The organism is Microbacterium sp. NIBRBAC000506063, from assembly GCF_017968845.1.
GTDB lineage: Bacteria > Actinomycetota > Actinomycetes > Actinomycetales > Microbacteriaceae > Microbacterium.
The window spans coordinates 1,583,819-1,601,735 of the sequence record NZ_CP072876.1 but is presented as its reverse complement, the minus strand read 5'-3'; the positions used below and the strand labels follow the sequence as shown (position 1 = coordinate 1,601,735).

Below are 17,917 nucleotides of genomic sequence, written 5' to 3'. Positions count from 1 at the left end.
GGCGCTCGGCAGGAGCACACCTATTCTTGCGGAAACAGTTCCGTCGAGAGGAGACCGTCGTGTCCACCCCGCTGCCCCGCCTTTCACCCCTCGAGGTGAGCGAGCGTGCAGCGTGCATGTGCCGGCACGGCGATGTCTGCTCCTCCTTCGCTCCGGGGCACTCGCTGCACCTGATCCAGGCCCGGCTCGCATCCGCGACTCCGAGCGACTGGGTCGACGCGCTGGTGGAGACGACGGATGCCGCAACGGGCTCGCTCACGGTGCGCACGCTCGACGGCGACTCCCACACCCTGTGGAACGCCGCCGGAGCCGCACTCGAGACGCAGCCCGGTTCGCCGGTGGCGCTGCACCGGCGCTATCACGTGCTCGCCGTCGGCGGCACGCGCTTCAACGTCGCGCCGCTCTAGCCGACGCGCACCGCAGAGAAAAGGCCGCTCAAGCGGCGGCCATCATCATGTTCTTCATGTCCATGCAGGCGTCCATGCATGCCTTGCAGGCCTGAGCGCACATCTTGCAGACTTCGCTGTGGTCGGCGTGCTCCATGCAGGCGTCCATGGTCATCTGGCACATCGCGATGCATGCGTCGAGCATCGACATCATGACGGCCGGGGTCATCCCCTGCATCCGCATCATCGAACGCATCATGGTGTTGCACATGTCGGCGCAGTTCATGCACGCCGGCGCGCAGTCCATCATCTGCATCGAACACACCGTACAGGCCTGCTCACAGGCCGAACACGCGTCCATACAGGCCTGCATGACGGACATGTCCATCATGTCCATGCCGGGCGTCGACTTCATGTCCGCCGACATGGCGTCCATCATCATGGAATCCATCTCGCACCTCGCTCTCTTCAGGGCTTTCGCCGTCGTAAGCGGGCAGGAGACCCGCCTGGGTCCAGGCTAGACCGCGCTCGCCTGCACGTCGAGAGCGAGGTGGTTCTAGGTCGCGTCGCTCCCCGGGTCGGATGCCGCGGCGGCCAGCAGTGCGCGCAGCTGCGCGAGCTGGCCCTCGTCCAGCGCGTCGAAATGGGGCGCCATGCGTTCGGTGGCGGCGCGCTCGAATCGTTCGATCTGTCCGCGAGCCGAGGACGTCAGCTGCAGGATGCGCGCGCGCCCGTCGTCCGGGTGCCGGGTGGTCTCCACCAGTCCCCGGCTGCGCAGCCCCTCGACGAGTTGGGTGACCGCCCCAGGGGTCACGGCGAGCGCCGCGGCCAGCGAGCCGGGGGTGACCGGTGCCGAGGAGTGCGCGAGCACGAAGAGCGCATCCCACTGAGAGCGGCTCAGGTGCACGTCGCCCAGCGGTGTGGCGTTCTCCACCATCAGTCGGCGGCCGAGCACGACGACGCTCTCCAGCACCTCCGCGATGAGGGCGATGCGCGAGGGAGGCATCGTCAGTCGCTCACGAAGGGCATCTGCTGCACGAAGTCGCGGTCGTCGACCTGCGTGAGGATGAAGTCCGCGAGGTCGTCACGGCTGATCTGCGTGCTCGCGTTCACACCGACCCAGCCGACGCGGTACGCGCCCTTGCCGGGCTTCTCGGTCAGTCGGGGGCCGCGCACGACGTTCCAGTCCAACCCGGAGTCCTGGACCACCTTCAGGTGCTCCTCGGCATCGGCGAGGACGTGCCCGGACAACGTCTTGAGCAGGAATCGGATGATGTTGTCGGCCACCTTGGGCTGGTCGTGCCCTTCCGCGCGCAGGCCGCCGCCCGACAACGTGACGATGCGACCGGCGCCGTGCGTCTTCATGGCGGCGACGATGTTCCGTGTCCCGTCGGCCTGCAGGGTCGGCGAAGACCCCTTCACCTGCCCGAACAGCGCGAGGACGGCATCCGATCCCGCCACCGTGGCGTCGACGGCAGCGGCATCGAGCACGTCGCCCTGGATGACGGTGAGGCGGTCGGATGCGGCATCGAGCTTGGCGGGGGTGCGCACCAGGGCGCGGACGTCGTAGCCGGCGGCCAGGGCGCGGTCGAGGGCGCGGCGCCCGGTCTTGCCGGTGGCGCCGAAGAGAGCGATCGCGGTCATGCAACTAGTTTAGCAACTAAAGCAACTGACCGATCGCACGCCGCGTGCGTCAGAATAGTGCGCCGTCGTCGCGCTGGAGATGCGCGGCCACTTGATCGACGACGGGCGAGGACGCGGACGCCGCGGCATCGAGCAGTTCGCCGGCGGGCGCGTCGCTGGTCAGCCACTCCTCGGCGAACCCCGGGGCGATCAGCAGCGGCATCCGGTCGTGCACGTCGGCGATGCGGGCGGCAGCGGGCCGCATCACGAGGCTGTAGCAGGTGTACTCCTCGCCGTCCGCGGTGCGTCCGGGGCGGGCGACGGCGGCCATCCCGAGCAGGCGCCCGTCGAGATCGAAGTGGTACCAGTCATTCGACGGCTTCTGCTTCTCCCGCCAGTCGGTGGCGGCGACGATGACGCGAGCGCCGGTCGGACCTCGCTGCGCCTGCAGGCGCTCGAAGCGCGTCCAGATCGACGTGAATCCCGCTGCCTTGCCGCCGACGAGGTACCCCACCAGCCCGCCGTCATCGTGCTCGTGTCGGTGAAGACCGGGTTCGTGTTGCGCGCGTTGATCCCGGTGGGGCGCAGCGTCTCGCCCGCGTTCCCCTCCGCCCATGCGCGCAGCGCGTCGATCGCCGCGGCATCCATCGCGTCACGCCACTCTTCATCGTCGAATCTCGGATCCAGGCCGTAAGACGAGCACATGCGGCCAGGGTACGCCTTGCCCCCGACACGACAAGGCCGGGGCCCCTCGACAACCTCGGCATCGCCACGATCGATGCCGTGCCGGGCTCAGGAGAGCGGGGCGTCGAACTCGACCGGCACGTCGCCGGGGCCGGTCGACCACTCCGCGCTGCCGCGGTGCGTCTCGCCGTTCATCGAAAGCTCGACGTCGTATGTGAAAGGAGCGTCGCCGAGCTGGAGCACCCGCTGCGTCTCCGGGTAGGAGACGACGAAGTTGATCGACGACCCGATGCACACACCGGTCGACTCGGGCTGGAACGTCAGGGCTTCTCCGTTCGCGGCCGTCACGGTCACCGTCAGCTCGACGTCGACGGGCGGGTACACGTTCGCGATCTCCAACTGGAGATCGCCCGCCTCGAGCGCTCCCGACTCGTCGGTGAGCAGGCTCATCGACACTTCCGGTGGCCCGAGCGGGGCATCCGCCTGCGCCGGGGTGGTCGTCCAGATGACCGAGCCCATCATCATGCCCGTCCGCGGCGAGAGGCCGCTCGTCGGCCCCGACCCTGCGTAGAGCTCCAGCGTGTACGCACCTGCGGGGCCGTGCGGCGTGATCTCGTACCACCCGTTCCCGAGCTCGACGTAGTCGGCATCGACCGTCACACCGCTGCACGAATGCATCACGTCCCCGGTGTACATCGTCGCGGGACCGAACGCCCACTCACCGATCGGAACGAAGACGTACACGCTGTCGGGACTTCCGATGTCGGGCGGGGATGCGGCATCCGTCCCGAAGTCGTCCATCACCTGCCACTCCGAGGGAGCGAGCTGCCACTCGCGCTCCTGGGTGCGCACCACGAACACGGCGCCCGCCGCGTCGATGTCGCCGACGATCTCCGTCTGCTCCGGCGCCGGCACCGAATCGGGGCATGGTCGGGCGTGTGGGTCGTCGTGCATGCCGCCAGCGTGCCGGCCATGAAGACGGCGACCGCCACCTTCGCCAGTCTGCGAATACGCATCTTGTCCCCCTCCGGAGTCTGGGCTCAGCGTAGTGCCGGATCGGCCTCAGCGCCATGGCGACGCCGCGATCTCTTCGCTTCAACCAGCCAGGAGGGGCGCACCCCCGTCGCACCAATGGAAAAACCCCGATAAACGGGGGTTTTTCTGGCGGTGACGGTGGGATTTGAACCCACGGTAGGGGTTACCCTACACAACTTTTCGAGAGTTGCACCTTCGGCCGCTCGGACACGTCACCGTGGGATATTCTACGACACCTCGAACCCGCGCGCGAACCGAGCCGGGATCGGCCACGGGTCGCGGCTCGCGGCATCCGACCTCGAACCCGCACGCTGGATAGGATGACGAGGAGACACGAGGCACGATTGGCCCTGGGAAAGGACGTCATGGAGTACGTCACGTCTTCCGCCCTCGACGAGACCGGATACGTCGTCCTCGATGACGCCGCCGACGGACTCGAGCCCGCCGAATGGCAGGAGCTGGAGTACCTGCGCTGGCGCTCCTCAGGCATCACGCGCTTCGCGCCCCTGACCAGCTACCGCGGTGACGTCGACTGCAACGGATTCTGGAACTACACGCCCCCTCGCACCGACAAGGACGGCGTCTGGATCCCCGAGCAGGTCGCCAAGGCGCCCGGCCTGGTCCGTCGCGCCCAGGAGCCGGGCGCGAACGTCGGGCGCTGCCGGGTCATCGAGCTGCAGCCGAACGAGTACGCGGATGCCGTCTACAACCTCCATCAGGACGACAACAACCGCCTCAACCCCGAGGGCACCGGCTGGGTGGTGCGCGGCTACGTCAATCTCACCGACGACGCCGATTCGCTCATGATCCTGCGCTCGGACCGCTTCGATCCCGCCACCGAGGTGCGCCTTCCCCTCCGCGCCGGCACCCGGATGATCATCGACACGCAACGGCTCTGGCACGCGGTCTGGCACCGCGGCGAAGCCCCGCGCCACGGACTCATCGCCTCGTGGACGTCCGGTCCCGAGCTCGACGCCTACATCGCGGCGAACGGCGGCCGTCCCCGCGGGGAGAGCGTCACCATCGACGGCGCCCTCGTCGAGGAGGCGCAGATCGAGATGCACCGCCGCATCGAGGAGCGCCGTCGCGCGTTCGAGGCCCAGGGCATCACGATGGAGCCCACGCCGTCACTCTACGAGTAGGGGTCGGATGCCGCGTCTCACCCCTCCACGAGTCGGGCGAGGTTCTCGAGCGACGACGCCATCCCGGCCAGGTGCTGCTCCTCGTCGATGCCGTCGGGGACGTTCTCCGCGCGCACGGTGACGAGCGCGCTCGCGCCTTCGGCCGCGACCTCCCACGACATCGTCATGGCTCCGGCGACGCCGGGGTCATCGCTGTCGAAGGAGAACTCCTGCACGACGCGCACACCGGGCTCGACCTCGGTGAAGCGACCGTCGACGACGTCCTCGGCGGCGGTCGACTTGCCGGGAGCGCCCGCGGCGTCGTCGTAGGTCAGCACCACGCGGTAGGCGCCGCCCGGTCGCGGGTCGAAGTCCTCCACACGACCGGTCATGCCCTCGGGCGGCAACCAACGCGCCACCTTCTCGGCCGTGGTGAGCGCCTTGTAGACGCGCACCGCCGACGCTTCGATCACTCTGCTCGCCTCGTCTGTGCGTCCCATCTCCTCCACGCTACGTGGCCGAGCCCGATGACGCACCCCCTGCTCCGACGGTGCGTCCCGCGTCGATCCGGACGATTCGGTCGATCGTGCCCTCCGGCGGGGCGACGTGCGAGATCAACAGGACGGACTGCTCTCCGGTCGCCGAGAGCATGTCCCGGAGCAGGGTGTCGGCCGCCTCCGGGTCCACCCCGCGGTCGGTTCGTCGAGCACCAGCACCGGGAAGTCGCGCAGCAGCGCCCGTGCCAGGGCCAGCCGCTGCGCCTGGCCGCCCGACACCATCGCGCCCCGGTCGCCGACACGGGCGTCGAGTCCGCCGCGCTCGCGCACCCAGTCGCCGAGCCCGACTCTGCCGAGCACGGCGAGCAGTTCCTCATCGGTGGCGGTGTCGCGCGCGAAGAGCAGGTTCTGCCGGATGTCCTCGTCGAACAGCTGCGGGCTCTGCTCGCACAGTCCGATCGTGCGGCGCAGCGCCGGCCCCGCGATCGTCTGCGCGCCCCTGCCGTCGACCGTGTACTCGCCCTCCACGCGGAGGAAGCCGACCAGGGCCGCCGCGAGAGAGCTCTTCCCCGCCCCGCCCGGCCCGGTGACCAGCACCCGCTCCCCCGGCCGGAGATCGAGGTCGACCCCGCGCAGGCCGGCATCACCGCCGGGCCAGTTCACGCGCACCCCGCGCAGGCGCAGCGCCGGCGTCCCGGGCGGGGCGAAGGAGGCGTCACCGTCGTCGGAGCGCAGCTCCTCCGGCATCCGATCCGGCAGCGTGTCGGCGATGTGCTCCGCGCTCGTCCGCACGCTCCGCCAGGACGAGACCGCGATCGAGGTGGCGCCGAACACCTCGAAGACCACCATCGGCACGAGGACGACGACCGCGAGCCAGGGCGCATCGATCGCGCCGGTGGCGAGGCCGGGCGCAGCGGCGGCGAGCGCCCCGACGGATGCGACACCGGCCAGGAGCGAGACGACACCGGCCGAGACGGCCTGCGCGAGCGAGGCGCGGGTGACCGCACGGCGCAACGCGGCATCCGCCGTCTGCACGCGCCCCTCGCCGCCGGCTCCGCCCCGTAGGCGAGGAGGACATCGAGACTGCCCAGGTAGTCGGTGAGCGCGGCCGACAGCTCCGCGCGCAGTGCCGAGAGCCGGCGTTCCGCACGGGCGCCGAGCACCCAGCCGAGACCGATGGAGGCGGCCGCCGCCGCGAGGAGGCACGCGGCCAGGGCGAGCGCCGCGGGCGGCGAGACGAAGAGGACGAACCCGACGGCGCCGGCCCCGACGAGCGCGGCGACGCCGAGCGGCTGCGCGACGCGCAGCGGCAGATTCTGCAGATTCTCCACGTCGTCGACCAGGGCCGACAGCGCGTGCCCTCGATCGGTGCGGGCGAGGCCGGCCGGCGAGAGCGGGATGAGGCGGTGGATCATGTCCGCGCGCGTGCGGGCGAGCTGCCGCAGCGCCGCATCGTGCCCGGAGAGCCTCTCCAGGTACCGGAAGACCGCACGCGCCACCGCGAAGAACCGCACGCCGACGACGGCGACCGACAGCGGCACCAGCGAGTCGACGATCGACGCGGTCACGATCAGCCAGCCGCTCACGGCCAGAAGACACACGGCCGCGCCGGCCGACAGCACGCCCCAGATCAGCCCCGGCAGGAACCGGCCGGCCGGAGGCTGGGCGAGCCGCAGGATCCGCCGCGCCCCGCCCTCATACGCGCACCCCCAGTGCGACGACCCGGTCGGCGATGTCGCGCGCCGAGCGGCGGTGCGAGACGAGGAGCACCGCGGCCCCGGCATCCGCCGCGCGCGCAGGCTCCGCCAGAGCCGCTCCTCGGTCTCGGCGTCGAGCGCGCTCGAGGGCTCGTCGAGCGCGAGGATCCTCGTGGGGTCGGCGGCATGCCGGTGCAGTGCCCGGGCCACGGCGACGCGCTGCGCCTGGCCACCGGAGAGCCCTTCGCCCTGGACCCCGAGCTCCTGCGCCGGATCGAGCTCGGGCGCGCAGGCCTCGTCGAGCGCCGCACGGATACCGTCGGGATGCGCCCCGCGTCGCCCAGCGCCACGTTCTCGGCGATCGTCCCGCGCAGGAGCCCCGGTGATTGCCCGGCCCACGCGAGCCACTCGGCCGGGTTCAGGTCCCGGATGTCGGATGCCGCGAGACGCGCCTCGCCGTCGAACTCCGCCGCCCCGCGCAGGGCGCCCAGGATGCTCGACTTGCCGGAGCCGCTGGGCCCTCGACGAGGGTGATCGCGCCGGGTTCCACGCTGAACGAGACCGGCGGCAGAAAGGCGTCACCGCGGCGCACCCGCAGATCGCGGACGCGGAGAACGCGCGCGGCGTCCGCGGGCCCGGGCGGACGACGAAGGCGTCGGCACGGCGGCGCCCGACCCGTCATCGCTGCGCCCGCCCTGCTCCGCGACACCCTCGTCCAGCACCTCGAGGATGTCCTCGGTGGCCGCCACGCCCTCCGCAGCGGCGTGGAACTGCACGCCGACCTGACGGATCGGCAGGAACGCCTCGGGAGCGAGGAGGAGGACGAAGAGTCCGACCTCGAGCGTGAGCTCGCCCGACAGCAGCCGGAATCCCACCGCCACCGCGACGAGCGCGACGGCGAGCGACGACAGCAGCTCCATGGAGAAGCCTGAGAGGAAGGAGAATCGGAGCACCTTCATCGTCTCGCGCCGGTACCGGTCGGCGGTCGCCCCGATCTGCTCGGCCGCGCGCCGCTCGCGCCCGAACAGCCGCAAGGTCGCCAGCCCCTGAACAGTGTCGGCGAAGCGCACGGCGAGCCGCTGCAGCGTCTCCCACTGACGGCGCTGGACCGCGCGGGTGGCGAGCCCGATCAGGACGAGGAACAGCGGGATGAGCGGAAGAGTGACCGAGGCGATCAGTCCGCTCGGCCAGTCCTGCCACCACATGACGGCCAGCACGACCGGGGTCGTGATCACGGTCAGGATGAGCTGCGGGATGTATCTGCCGAAGTAGGCGTCGAGCGCATCGAGCCCATGCCCGGCGGTCACCGCCAGCGCCGCCCGGTTGCGCTGCGCGAGCCACCCGGGTCCGAGGCGCCCGATCGTCGCGATGAGCTCCGCGCGCAGCTCCGATCCGGTGCGGGCCGCCGCGCGGGAGCCCACGGCATCCGACAGCGCGATCAGGATGCCGCGCAGCGCGGCCACGGCGACGAGGGCAAGAAGCGATCCGGTCACGTCGCGCCCGGCGATCACCCCGGTGATGGCATCGGTCAGCAGCCAGGCGAATCCGATCACCACGGCCGTCTGCAGCACGCCGATGACCCCGGAGGCGAGGAGGAAGACCCGCGCGGCCCGCGCATGGCGCAACAGCCTCGGGTCGACGGGCCTGCTCCGTTCACCCCCGGCCGAGCCGGTTCTCGGTCGCACTCGGTTCACGCGTGCGCGGGCGCACCCTCGATGGAGGCCCGGGTGACCCGCTTGCGGAAGACCCAGTATGTCCATCCCTGATAGGCGAGGACCAGCGGCAGCGCGAACAGCGCGGTCCAGCTCATGATCTCGAGCGTGTACGGCGTGCTCGAGGCGTTCTCGATCGTGAGGCTGAACGCCGGATCGATGGTGGAGGGCAGCACGTTCGGGAAGAGCGCGGTGAAGAGCGCGAGCACCGCCGCGCCGATCGTCACGGCGCCGAAGGTGAAGGCGGCGCCCTCGCGTCCGCGGAGATTGGCGAGGATGGAGGCGACGAGCGCGACCGCGGCGAGCGCGGCCAGCAGCAGCACCGCGACCGAGAAGTGGGCCAGCACGGTCCAGACGAGGAAGACCGCGGCCGCCACGAGGGTCACGAGCCCTGCGCGGAAGGCCAGCCTGCGGGCGTCCTCCCTCATCTGGCCGTCGGTCTTCAGCGCCACGAAGGTGACCCCGTGGGTGAAGAACAGCAGCAGCGTCACCGCCCCGCCGAGCAGCCCGTAGAGGTTCAGCAGCGTGAAGATCGTGCCCTGGTAGATGTGGTTCTCATCCAGCGGCACCCCCTGCACGATGTTCGCGAACGCCACACCCCAGAGGAAGGCCGGCACCGCCGAGCCGACGATGATCATGAGGTCGAAACGGGACTTCCACTTCGCATCCGGACGTTGGTGCCGGTACTCGAACGACACCCCGCGCGCGATGAGCGCGAGCAGGATGATCAGCAGCGGCAGATAGAAGCCGCTGAACAGCGATGCGTACCACTCCGGGAAGGAGGCGAACAGGCACGCGCCGGCGACGATGAGCCAGGTCTCGTTGAGATCCCAGACCGGCCCGATCGTGTTGATGAGCTGGCGGCGGGAGACGTCGTCCTTGCCCAGGAAGGGCAGCGACATCCCGACGCCGAAGTCGAAGCCGTCCAGGACGAAGTACCCGATGAACAGGAAGGCGATGATCCAGAACCAGAGCGTGGCGAGATCCATGTGCGTGTCCTCTCCGGCCTAGTAGACCACCGACGGGACCTGTGACGTCTCGTCGGGCTTCTCGGTGGTGTCGGGGCCCTTCTGCGCGGCCTTGACGATGAGGCGGACCTCGACGACGGCGAGGACCGCGTAGATCGCGGTGAACGCGATGAGCGAGATCAGCACCTCGAGGCCGGTGACCCCCGGCGAGACGCCGTCGCGCGTGCTCATGAGGCTGAACACGATCCACGGCTGCCGGCCCATCTCCGTGAAGACCCAGCCGACGATGTTCGCCCCCAGGGTGAGCGGGAAGGACCAGATCGCGATCTTCCACATCCAGGCGGCCGGCTCGCGCGTGGCCTTCTTGCGCGTGACCCAGAGGCCGGCGATCGCGATGAGGCAGTGCAGCAGGCCCAGGCCGATCATCCAGCGGAACGACCAGTAGGTGATCCAGAGGACGGGGGTGAAGTCGGTCAGGCCCGTGTGGGCGAACTCCGTGGCGTACTGGGCGTTGAGGTCGTTGATGCCGTGCACGCAGCCGTCGAGGGTGTGCGTGGACAGCAGCGAGAGCAGATACGGCACACGGATGCTGAACAGCTCGGTCTTGCCGTCGGGCGTGCCGAGCGTGAACAGGCTGAAGGCGGCCTCCGGCCCGCAGACCGTGTCGAAGGTGGCCTCGGCGGCGGCCATCTTCATCGGCTGGGTCGCATACATCGCCAGGCCGAGCTGATCGCCCGTGATCACCACACCGACGGTGGAGACGATCATCGCCCAGAGCCCGAACTTCAGCGAGATCCGCATCGTGTCCAGGTGCTGGCCGCGGAGGATGTGCCAGGCCGAGACGGAGATGATGACACCGGCGGCGAACATGAACGCCCCGAAGATCGTATGAGGGAAGGCCGCGAGGGCGACCGGGTTGGTCAGCAGTGCCCAGAAGTCGACGAGTTCGGCGCGGTTGGTGAGCTCGTTGTACTCGTAGCCGACCGGGTTCTGCATGAACGCGTTCGCCGCGATGATGAAGTACGCGGACAGGATCGTGCCGATCGCGACGCCCCAGATGGTCAGCAGGTGGATCTTGGGCGGGAGCTTGTCCCAGCCGAAGATCCACAGCCCGATGAACGTCGCCTCCAGGAAGAACGCCAGGAGTCCTTCGAATGCCAGCGGCGCGCCGAAGACGTCCCCGACGAAGCGGGAGTAGTCCGACCAGTTCATCCCGAACTGGAACTCCTGCACGATGCCGGTGACGACGCCCATGGCGAAGTTGATGAGGAAGATCTTCCCGAAGAAGCGGGTCAGATGCAGATACTCGATCTTGCCCGTGCGCACCCACACGGTCTGGAAGATCGCCGCGGCCAGCGCCATGCCGATCGTGAGAGGGACGAACAGGTAGTGGTACACCGTGGTGAGCCCGAACTGCCATCGGGACAGGACCAGCGGATCAAGCCATTCCATGCGGCGCGATTCCCCTTCTGCTCGCCCGGCCGGTCGTATCCGGCCGTCTCGGCGGCGCCCCGATCGCGGGACGCCCGCTCTCCGCAGCGTGCGGCATCATCCGCAGCTGCACGGTGCATTCCTCCGCCGCGCGCGGAGAGCGCACGCATTCGGCGGACAGCGGACCGCCCGCCTCGGTGAGGACGCCCTGCATCAGCCCCAGATGCACGGCGCACAGCGTGCGGCGGTCCTCAGGACGAGCTGCCGCGTGCGGGCAGGGCGTGAGCTCGACCGTGAGCGCATCATCGTCGATGAGCGGATCGAATCCGCTCTCCTCCAGATGCTCGACGAGGGCGTCCAGCTGATGGGTCGCCCGCCGGTCGAGACCGGATGCGGCATCCGGCACCACCTGCCGCAGGAGGTCGCCGCGACGTGCGGCGGCGGTCACCTTGTCCCTCGCCACCGGACTGGACGCCTCCGGGAGCCCGGTGGCGGCGCTGTAGAGCGTGCGCGGCCGTCCGCGCGTGGTCCGCCGCTCGCTGGCCTGAAGCACGTAACCGCCCTCGATGAGACGCTGCAGGTGCTCGCGCACGGTGTTCTGGTGGAGGCCCGTCGCCTCGCTCAGCTCGGCGATCGTGCGCTCCCCACGAGACTGCACCAGGTGCAGGATCTGCACCCGGGAGAAGCTCGAGATCGGCCCGTAGGAGGGCCCCCATTGGCCATGCCCCCATTATTCCCCAGCCCTCCCGGTGAAGAGGGTACCGGGCCGTGAATAATCCCGCCTCCGCCTGCGGCGGCGCGCAGTCTCGGGCGTCGGATGCCGCGACTACCCTGAGAGCATGGCCACTCGCAGACCCGCTCCCCCGCCTTCGCGTGCTCGGAGTGCGGGTGGACGGCCGCGAAGTGGGTCGGCCGCTGCGGTGAGTGCCAGCAGTGGGGAACGGTCGTCGAGCAGGGCGCGCAGACCGGGATCGTGCGGCAGATCAGCGCGCTCGCGCCGCCCCAGGAGCGGGCGGCGCGGCCGATCACGCAGATCAGCACCGCCGACGCACCCCGCCGCACGAGCGGGGTCGGCGAGTTCGACCGGGTGCTCGGCGGCGGCATCGTGCCGGGGGCTGCGGTCCTGCTGTCGGGCGAACCTGGCGTGGGCAAGTCGACGCTGCTGCTGGAGGTCGCCGCCCAGAGCGCCCGCGCCGGGCAGCGAGTGCTGTACGCGAGCGCCGAGGAGTCCACCGCCCAGGTGCGGCTGCGCGCCGAGCGCACCGGCGCCCTCCACGACGAGCTGTACCTGGCCAGCGAGACCGATCTCGCCACGATCCTCGGTCACATCGACGAGGTGCGGCCCGACCTGGTGATCGTCGACTCGGTGCAGACCGTCGCCTCCTCGCTCACCGACGGCGCCGCCGGGCAGCCCAGCCAGGTGCGCGAGGTCGCATCCACGCTCATCCGCATCGCGAAAGAGCGCGGCCTGCCGATCATCATCGTCGGGCACGTCACGAAAGACGGGCAGGTCGCCGGGCCCCGGATGCTGGAGCACCTCGTCGACGTCGTCTGCCACTTCGAGGGCGACCGCCAGACCGCGCTGCGTTTCGTGCGGGCGCTCAAGAACCGCTTCGGCCCGACCGACGAAGTCGGCTGCTTCGAGATGACCGGCGAGGGCATCGCCGAGGTGCCCGATCCGAGCGGTCTGTTCCTCTCCCGCGGGGCGACGGAACCGGGCACCTGCGTCGCGATCGCCCTGGAGGGCCGGCGCGCCCTGCCGGTCGAGGTGCAGGCGCTGACCGTGTCGACGCAGGCGCCCAACCCTCGGCGGGTCGTGAACGGCCTCGACTCCTCCCGGGTCGCGATGGTGCTGGCGATCCTCGAGCGCCGCGCCGGGATCAAGACGAGCGACCTCGACGTGTACGTATCGACCGTGGGCGGGGTGCGCTTCACCGAGCCGGCCGCCGACCTCGCCGTCGCGATCGCCGTGGCCGGCTCCATCGGGCAGTTCCGTGTGCCGCACACGATCGCCGCGGTGGGCGAACTGAGCCTCGCCGGCGAGATCCGCCCGGTCACCCAGGCGGCTCAGCGGCGCTCCGAGGCCGCACGCCTCGGCTACGACAGGGTCGTCGACGATCGCGCCGAGACGCTGCGCGCGGCGCTCGACCGTCTGCGCACGACCGAGCGCGCGCCGTTCTGACGGTCAGGCGTCGAGCGCCTTGAGGAGCTCCTCGGGCGGCGCCTGCATCGGGTGGGGCCCGGCGATGTCGAGGAACACCGTGGTGATCGTCTCGCGGTGCTCCGTGAGGAACGCCCGCAGCCAGGCGGGCGAGTAGATCCCGACCCCCGGCGGAAGGTTGGCGGGCTTGTTGCGGGCGTCGCTGAACAGCAGAAGCGCGACCTCGCCCGTGTTCGGATCGCGGTAGGTCCACACCTCACCACCGTCGAGAGGATTGTCGCGCGCGCCGGGTCTGATCAGCGGCACGACCGTGTTGCCGTTGCGGAGTGCGAGCGCCACGGCCGCCATGTCCTGGTGCTCCAACGCCTGCGCCAGAGCCTCGGAACGGAACTCCTCGGGCGCCGGCTTCTTCTTCCCGGATCTCTTCTTCGCGGCCATGACTCCAGCCTAGATCCGCCGCGACGGTCGGTCAGTACAGCAGGATCTGCTTCGTTCCGGTTCCCTCGAAGCCACCGATCTCCACGCTCAGGTGATAGGACGCCCCACCCCGCGGGCGGTCGGGCGGTTGCCCGAGTCACAGATCTTCACGGAGGAGCGCGTACGGTTCCACTCGACGGGCTCGGCACTCGTGACGGTCTGACCGGCCTCGAGCGTCACGATCATGTCGCTCGGATTCTTCTGGCAGTCGGTCGACCGCCACCACACGTCCTTGCCGCTGCGGATCGTAAACACCTGGGTCGACGAGCCGACGTTGATCGTGCAGTCGACGTCACCGGTGTTGGTGAGCTCGATCGACAGCTGAGGCTTGGCACCGCCTCGATAGCTCGTGGCGTCCGTCAGCGGGCGGACCTGGATGTTGTCCTCGACGCACGGGCCGACCGTGGGCTCGGGCGCGGGGGTCTTCCCCTCGGAGTCGGATGCCGCATCCGCCTCCCCCGCGTCAGCGTCGGTGTCCGCGTCGTCCGGCTCGGCGGCATCCGACGGATCATCGGTCTCCACCTCCGCGGCGGGCGTCCGCTCGGGCCCGGCCGCCGACGCCTGCCAGGGCTGCGCGAGCAGCAGCCAGACGCCGACACCGATACCGGCGAGGACGACGAGCAGCCCGCCGAACACCACGAGCCGCCGACGGCGGTACACGGCGGGCGAATGCGTGCGGGTCATGCGTTCAGGCTAATCGCGGCGTCCGTGATCCTCGGGCTTACGCCCCGGGAGTGCCGAGATCGGTCAGAGGTGCTTGAGCATGCGGGTGTTGCCGAGGGTGTTCGGCTTGACGTGCGCGAGGTCGAGGAACTCGGCGACACCCTCATCGGGGCTGCGCAGCAGCTGCGAGTACACGTCGGCGTCGACGATCTGCTCGCCGATGGGCGCGAAGCCGCGTCGGCTGAAGAAGTCGACCTCGAAGGTGAGGCAGAACAGTCGTCGCACACCCAGGTCACGGGCGCGCGCCTCCAGGTCTTCGACGATCGCCCGGCCCACACCATGGTGCAGCCAGTCGTCGCGCACGATGAGCGTGCGGATCTCGGCGATGTCCTCCCACATCACATGGAGCGCGCCGCATCCGATCAGCTGCCCCTCGTTCTCGGCGACGACGAACTCCTGCACGGCGCCGTAGAGCACGGCGAGGTCCTTGCCCAGGAGGATCCTGCGCTGCACGAGCGGCTCCAGCAGGGACTGGATGCCGCGGATGTCGGCGGTCGTCGCCGCGCGCACCGTCACACGAGCGTGCTCGCCTGCCGGATCCTGGGCCTGCCTGAGGGTCATCCGACCAGCCTACGCCCGTGCTGCTTCGACGGCCGAGTCGAACTCCGGATCATTCACGCACGCCGAGGCGCGTCGGTCGGCAACACGCCGTGCGACATCCGATCAATCCGGAATTCGGTACCCACTCGGGTGCGCCGCACACGAAAACGGGGTCGGATGCCGCAGCACCCGACCCCGTTCGTGCGACTACTCGCCCGAGGCCACCGCCAGGTCGGGCGTGCCGGAGATGGCACCGCCGGTGTTGACGCTGACCGAGACCTTCTCGCCACGCGGTGCGGTGTCGAAGACGAACTTGCCGCCTTCGGCGTCGACCTTCACGTGGTCGCCGGCGTTGAGCTGGCCGTGCAGGATCCGCTCGGAGAGCTGGTCCTCGATCTCGCGCTGCATGGCGCGGCGCAGCGGCCGGGCGCCGAGCGTCGGGTCGAAGCCGATCTCGATGAGCTTGTCCTTCGCGGCATCCGACAGCTCCACCGTCATGTCGCGGTCGAGCAGGCGCTCGCTGAGCTGCTTGGTGAACAGACCCACGATCTGGCGCAGCTCGTCCTTCGACAGCTGCGGGAAGACGATGATGTCGTCGACGCGGTTGAGGAACTCGGGCTTGAAGTGGCGCTTGAGCTCTTCGTCGACCTTGCCCTTCATCCGCTCGTAGGTCGTCTGGGTGTTGCCCTCGATCTGGAAGCCGACCGGGCCACCGGCGATCGCCGATGAGCCGAGGTTGGTCGTCATGATGATCACGGTGTTCTTGAAGTCGACCACGCGCCCCTGGCCGTCGGTCAGGCGGCCCTCTTCGAGGATCTGCAGGAGCGAGTTGAAGATGTCGGGATGGGCCTTCTCGATCTCGTCGAAGAGCACGACCGAGAACGGCTTGCGGCGCACCTTCTCGGTGAGCTGGCCGCCCTCTTCGAAGCCGACGAACCCGGGAGGGGCGCCGAACAGCCGCGAGACGGTGTGCTTCTCGCCGAACTCGCTCATGTCGAGGGAGATGAGCGCGCCCTCATCGTCGAAGAGGAACTCGGCGAGCGCCTTGGCCAGCTCGGTCTTTCCGACGCCGGTGGGGCCGGCGAAGATGAACGAGCCGCTGGGGCGCTTCGGGTCCTTCAGGCCCGCGCGCTGACGGCGGATCGTGCGCGAGAGCGCGTTGATCGCCTCTTCCTGGCCGATGACGCGCTGGTGCAGCGCCTTCTCCATGAAGACCAGACGGCTGGACTCCTCCTCGGTGAGCTTGAACACCGGGATGCCGGTCGCCTGGGCGAGCACCTCGGCGATCAGGCCCTCGTCGACGACGGCCTTGGTGGCCACGTCGCCCGAGCGCCACTGCTTCTCCAGGCGCAGCCGCTCGGCGAGCAGCTCCTTCTCCTGGTCGCGCAGGGCGGCGGCCTTCTCGAAGTCCTGGTCCTCGGAGGCGGTCTCCTTGTCCTCACGGACCTTGGCGATCCGCTCGTCGAACTCGCGCAGCTCCGGCGGACTCGACAGGATCGACAGGCGCAGGCGCGCGCCGGCCTCGTCGATCAGGTCGATCGCCTTGTCGGGCAGGAAGCGGTCGGAGACGTAGCGGTCGGCGAGGTTCGCGGCGGCGACGATCGCGCCGTCGGTGATCTGCACCTTGTGGTGCGCCTCGTAGCGGTCGCGCAGCCCCTTGAGGATGTTGATCGCGTGCGGGAGGGTGGGCTCCTGCACCTGCACAGGCTGGAAGCGGCGCTCGAGTGCGGCGTCCTTCTCGAAGTGCTTGCGGTACTCGTCGAGCGTGGTCGCACCGATCGTCTGCAGCTCGCCGCGGGCGAGCAGGGGCTTGAGGATCGAAGCGGCGTCGATCGCGCCCTCGGCGGCGCCCGCACCGACCAGGGTGTGGATCTCGTCGATGAAGACGATGATGTCGCCGCGGGTGCGGATCTCCTTGGTGACCTTCTTCAGGCGCTCTTCGAAGTCGCCGCGGTAGCGGGAGCCGGCGATGAGCGAGCCGAGGTCGAGGGAGTAGAGCTGCTTGTCCTTGAGCGTCTCGGGAACATCGCCCTTGACGATCGCCTGGGCGAGGCCCTCGACGACGGCGGTCTTGCCGACGCCGGGCTCGCCGATGAGGACGGGGTTGTTCTTGGAGCGGCGCGAGAGGATCTGCATGACCCGCTCGGCCTCCTTCTCGCGGCCGATGACCGGGTCGAGCTTGTTGTCGCGCGCGGCCTGGGTGAGGTTGCGGCCGAACTGGTCGAGCACCTGCGAGCCGCCTTGAGCGCCGGCGGGGCCTCGTGCGCAGCGCCGGAGACGGCGGCGGGCTCACGGCCCGGGGCGCCGGAGAGCAGCTGGATGACCTGCTGGCGCACCTTGTTGAGGTCGGCGCCGAGCTTGACGAGCACCTGGGCGGCCACGCCCTCGCCCTCGCGGATGAGGCCGAGGAGGATGTGCTCGGTGCCGATGTAGTTGTGGCCGAGCTGCAACGCCTCGCGCAGTGACAGCTCGAGCACCTTCTTGGCGCGCGGGGTGAAGGGGATGTGGCCGGTCGGCTGCTGCTGACCCTGGCCGATGATGTCCTGCACCTGCTCGCGCACGTTCTCGAGCGAGATGCCGAGCGCCTCGAGTGCCTTGGCGGCCACGCCCTCGCCCTCGTGGATGAGCCCCAGGAGGATGTGCTCGGTGCCGATGTAGTTGTGGTTGAGCATCTTCGCCTCTTCTTGGGCGAGGACGACCACACGACGTGCACGGTCGGTGAATCTCTCGAACATTGTCACTCCTTCTCGCTCGGGGCGATGGCGCGGACCGTCAGTCCTCGCCGTATATCGAGAGTAACCAGCCCGGGGCGCGCGTATGCCCGTGTTCGCCGTCGGCATATCTGCTGCATCCGATGTCTCG

At 69.7% G+C, this 17,917-nt stretch carries 17 protein-coding genes, 1 tRNA gene and 3 pseudogenes; 4 read left to right on the top strand and 17 right to left on the bottom strand.

All coding sequences use genetic code 11. From position 1 onward, the window contains the following. The first annotated feature begins 59 nt into the window (after positions 1-59). Positions 60-407 carry a hypothetical protein gene (locus KAE78_RS09160; protein WP_223170624.1) on the top strand — a complete coding sequence of 116 codons (348 nt, stop codon included), beginning with the start codon at positions 60-62 and terminating at the stop codon, positions 405-407. 28 nt (positions 408-435) lie between these two features. Here KAE78_RS09160 and KAE78_RS09155 read toward each other — a convergent pair whose 3' ends face one another. From KAE78_RS09155 to KAE78_RS09140, 4 genes are all read right to left on the bottom strand, one after another. Continuing rightward, positions 436-828 (bottom strand): hypothetical protein, encoded by a 393-nt coding sequence (locus KAE78_RS09155; protein ID WP_223170623.1) that lies wholly within the window; start codon positions 826-828, stop codon positions 436-438. A gap of 114 nt (positions 829-942) precedes the next feature. Further along, complete coding sequence (locus KAE78_RS09150) at positions 943-1,392, bottom strand: MarR family winged helix-turn-helix transcriptional regulator (protein ID WP_223170622.1); 450 nt, start codon at positions 1,390-1,392, stop codon at positions 943-945. A 2-nt stretch (positions 1,393-1,394) separates the two neighbouring features. Next, complete coding sequence (locus KAE78_RS09145) at positions 1,395-2,030, bottom strand: NAD(P)-dependent oxidoreductase (RefSeq protein ID WP_223170621.1); 636 nt, start codon at positions 2,028-2,030, stop codon at positions 1,395-1,397. 49 nt (positions 2,031-2,079) lie between these two features. Continuing rightward, positions 2,080-2,523 carry an SOS response-associated peptidase family protein gene (locus KAE78_RS09140; protein WP_223170620.1) on the bottom strand — a complete coding sequence of 148 codons (444 nt, stop codon included), beginning with the start codon at positions 2,521-2,523 and terminating at the stop codon, positions 2,080-2,082. Between the two features lie 21 nt (positions 2,524-2,544). Here KAE78_RS09140 and KAE78_RS09135 point away from each other — a divergent pair, with 21 nt between their 5' ends. Next, positions 2,545-2,703 (top strand): hypothetical protein, encoded by a 159-nt coding sequence (locus KAE78_RS09135; protein WP_223170619.1) that lies wholly within the window; start codon positions 2,545-2,547, stop codon positions 2,701-2,703. 98 nt (positions 2,704-2,801) lie between these two features. Here KAE78_RS09135 and KAE78_RS09130 read toward each other — a convergent pair whose 3' ends face one another. Continuing rightward, positions 2,802-3,647 carry a hypothetical protein gene (locus tag KAE78_RS09130; RefSeq protein WP_223170618.1) on the bottom strand — a complete coding sequence of 282 codons (846 nt, stop codon included), beginning with the start codon at positions 3,645-3,647 and terminating at the stop codon, positions 2,802-2,804. A 208-nt stretch (positions 3,648-3,855) separates the two neighbouring features. After that, positions 3,856-3,945, bottom strand: a tRNA-Ser gene (locus KAE78_RS09125). Positions 3,946-4,093: 148 nt separating this feature from the next. Between KAE78_RS09125 and KAE78_RS09120 the strand changes: the two genes are divergently transcribed. After that, entirely contained in the window at positions 4,094-4,870 is a 777-nt protein-coding gene (locus KAE78_RS09120; RefSeq protein ID WP_223170617.1) for a hypothetical protein, read from the top strand. Between the two features lie 17 nt (positions 4,871-4,887). Here the strand turns inward: KAE78_RS09120 and KAE78_RS09115 are convergent, their stop codons facing one another. From KAE78_RS09115 to KAE78_RS09090, 7 genes and pseudogenes are all read right to left on the bottom strand, one after another. Then, the gene (locus KAE78_RS09115; RefSeq protein WP_223170616.1) at positions 4,888-5,349 is read right to left on the bottom strand and encodes an SRPBCC family protein; all 462 of its coding nucleotides are present in this window, start codon (positions 5,347-5,349) and stop codon (positions 4,888-4,890) included. Between the two features lie 114 nt (positions 5,350-5,463). Then, positions 5,464-5,988, bottom strand: a pseudogene (locus KAE78_RS18670) (ATP-binding cassette domain-containing protein); the annotation flags it as partial. A gap of 17 nt (positions 5,989-6,005) precedes the next feature. Further along, entirely contained in the window at positions 6,006-7,442 is a 1,437-nt protein-coding gene (locus KAE78_RS18665) for an ABC transporter transmembrane domain-containing protein (protein WP_317451738.1), read from the bottom strand. A 179-nt stretch (positions 7,443-7,621) separates the two neighbouring features. After that, positions 7,622-8,668 (bottom strand): ABC transporter transmembrane domain-containing protein, encoded by a 1,047-nt coding sequence (locus tag KAE78_RS09105; RefSeq protein WP_223170615.1) that lies wholly within the window; start codon positions 8,666-8,668, stop codon positions 7,622-7,624. A gap of 65 nt (positions 8,669-8,733) precedes the next feature. Further along, positions 8,734-9,744: a cytochrome d ubiquinol oxidase subunit II gene (gene cydB, locus KAE78_RS09100; RefSeq protein WP_223170614.1), complete on the bottom strand. Its 1,011-nt coding sequence runs from the start codon at positions 9,742-9,744 to the stop codon at positions 8,734-8,736. An 18-nt stretch (positions 9,745-9,762) separates the two neighbouring features. Beyond that, positions 9,763-11,175, bottom strand: a complete 1,413-nt coding sequence (locus KAE78_RS09095; RefSeq protein ID WP_223170613.1) for a cytochrome ubiquinol oxidase subunit I — start codon at positions 11,173-11,175, stop codon at positions 9,763-9,765. Then, on the bottom strand, positions 11,162-11,830 hold the full coding sequence (locus KAE78_RS09090; protein WP_223170612.1) for a helix-turn-helix domain-containing protein: 669 nt from the start codon (positions 11,828-11,830) through the stop codon (positions 11,162-11,164). Before KAE78_RS09090 ends, KAE78_RS09095 begins: the two co-directional genes overlap by 14 nt. A gap of 163 nt (positions 11,831-11,993) precedes the next feature. Here KAE78_RS09090 and radA point away from each other — a divergent pair. Continuing rightward, positions 11,994-13,336, top strand: a pseudogene (gene radA / locus KAE78_RS09085) (DNA repair protein RadA). Between the two features lie 3 nt (positions 13,337-13,339). Here radA and KAE78_RS09080 read toward each other — a convergent pair. From KAE78_RS09080 to KAE78_RS09065, 4 genes and pseudogenes are all read right to left on the bottom strand, one after another. Then, positions 13,340-13,753 (bottom strand): SseB family protein, encoded by a 414-nt coding sequence (locus KAE78_RS09080; RefSeq protein ID WP_223170611.1) that lies wholly within the window; start codon positions 13,751-13,753, stop codon positions 13,340-13,342. Between the two features lie 87 nt (positions 13,754-13,840). Beyond that, entirely contained in the window at positions 13,841-14,476 is a 636-nt protein-coding gene (locus tag KAE78_RS09075) for a hypothetical protein (protein WP_223170610.1), read from the bottom strand. 63 nt (positions 14,477-14,539) lie between these two features. Continuing rightward, positions 14,540-15,076: an amino-acid N-acetyltransferase gene (locus tag KAE78_RS09070; RefSeq protein WP_223170609.1), complete on the bottom strand. Its 537-nt coding sequence runs from the start codon at positions 15,074-15,076 to the stop codon at positions 14,540-14,542. A gap of 186 nt (positions 15,077-15,262) precedes the next feature. Then, positions 15,263-17,790, bottom strand: a pseudogene (locus KAE78_RS09065) (ATP-dependent Clp protease ATP-binding subunit). Positions 17,791-17,917 lie beyond the last annotated feature (127 nt).

Bases quoted from the DNA above. Each gene is read 5' to 3' on its own strand.
- KAE78_RS09155 (WP_223170623.1), bottom strand. From the start codon at position 828: ATGATGATGGACGCCATGTCGGCGGACATGAAGTCGACGCCCGGCATG.
- KAE78_RS09150 (WP_223170622.1), bottom strand. From the start codon at position 1,392: ATGCCTCCCTCGCGCATCGCCCTCATCGCGGAGGTGCTGGAGAGCGTC.
- KAE78_RS09145 (WP_223170621.1), bottom strand. From the start codon at position 2,030: ATGACCGCGATCGCTCTCTTCGGCGCCACCGGCAAGACCGGGCGCCGC.
- KAE78_RS09130 (WP_223170618.1), bottom strand. From the start codon at position 3,647: ATGCACGACGACCCACACGCCCGACCATGCCCCGATTCGGTGCCGGCG.
- KAE78_RS09120 (WP_223170617.1), top strand. From the start codon at position 4,094: ATGGAGTACGTCACGTCTTCCGCCCTCGACGAGACCGGATACGTCGTC.
- KAE78_RS09115 (WP_223170616.1), bottom strand. From the start codon at position 5,349: ATGGGACGCACAGACGAGGCGAGCAGAGTGATCGAAGCGTCGGCGGTG.
- cydB (WP_223170614.1), bottom strand. From the start codon at position 9,744: ATGGATCTCGCCACGCTCTGGTTCTGGATCATCGCCTTCCTGTTCATC.
- KAE78_RS09095 (WP_223170613.1), bottom strand. From the start codon at position 11,175: ATGGAATGGCTTGATCCGCTGGTCCTGTCCCGATGGCAGTTCGGGCTC.
- KAE78_RS09080 (WP_223170611.1), bottom strand. From the start codon at position 13,753: ATGGCCGCGAAGAAGAGATCCGGGAAGAAGAAGCCGGCGCCCGAGGAG.
- KAE78_RS09075 (WP_223170610.1), bottom strand. From the start codon at position 14,476: ATGACCCGCACGCATTCGCCCGCCGTGTACCGCCGTCGGCGGCTCGTG.
- KAE78_RS09070 (WP_223170609.1), bottom strand. From the start codon at position 15,076: ATGACCCTCAGGCAGGCCCAGGATCCGGCAGGCGAGCACGCTCGTGTG.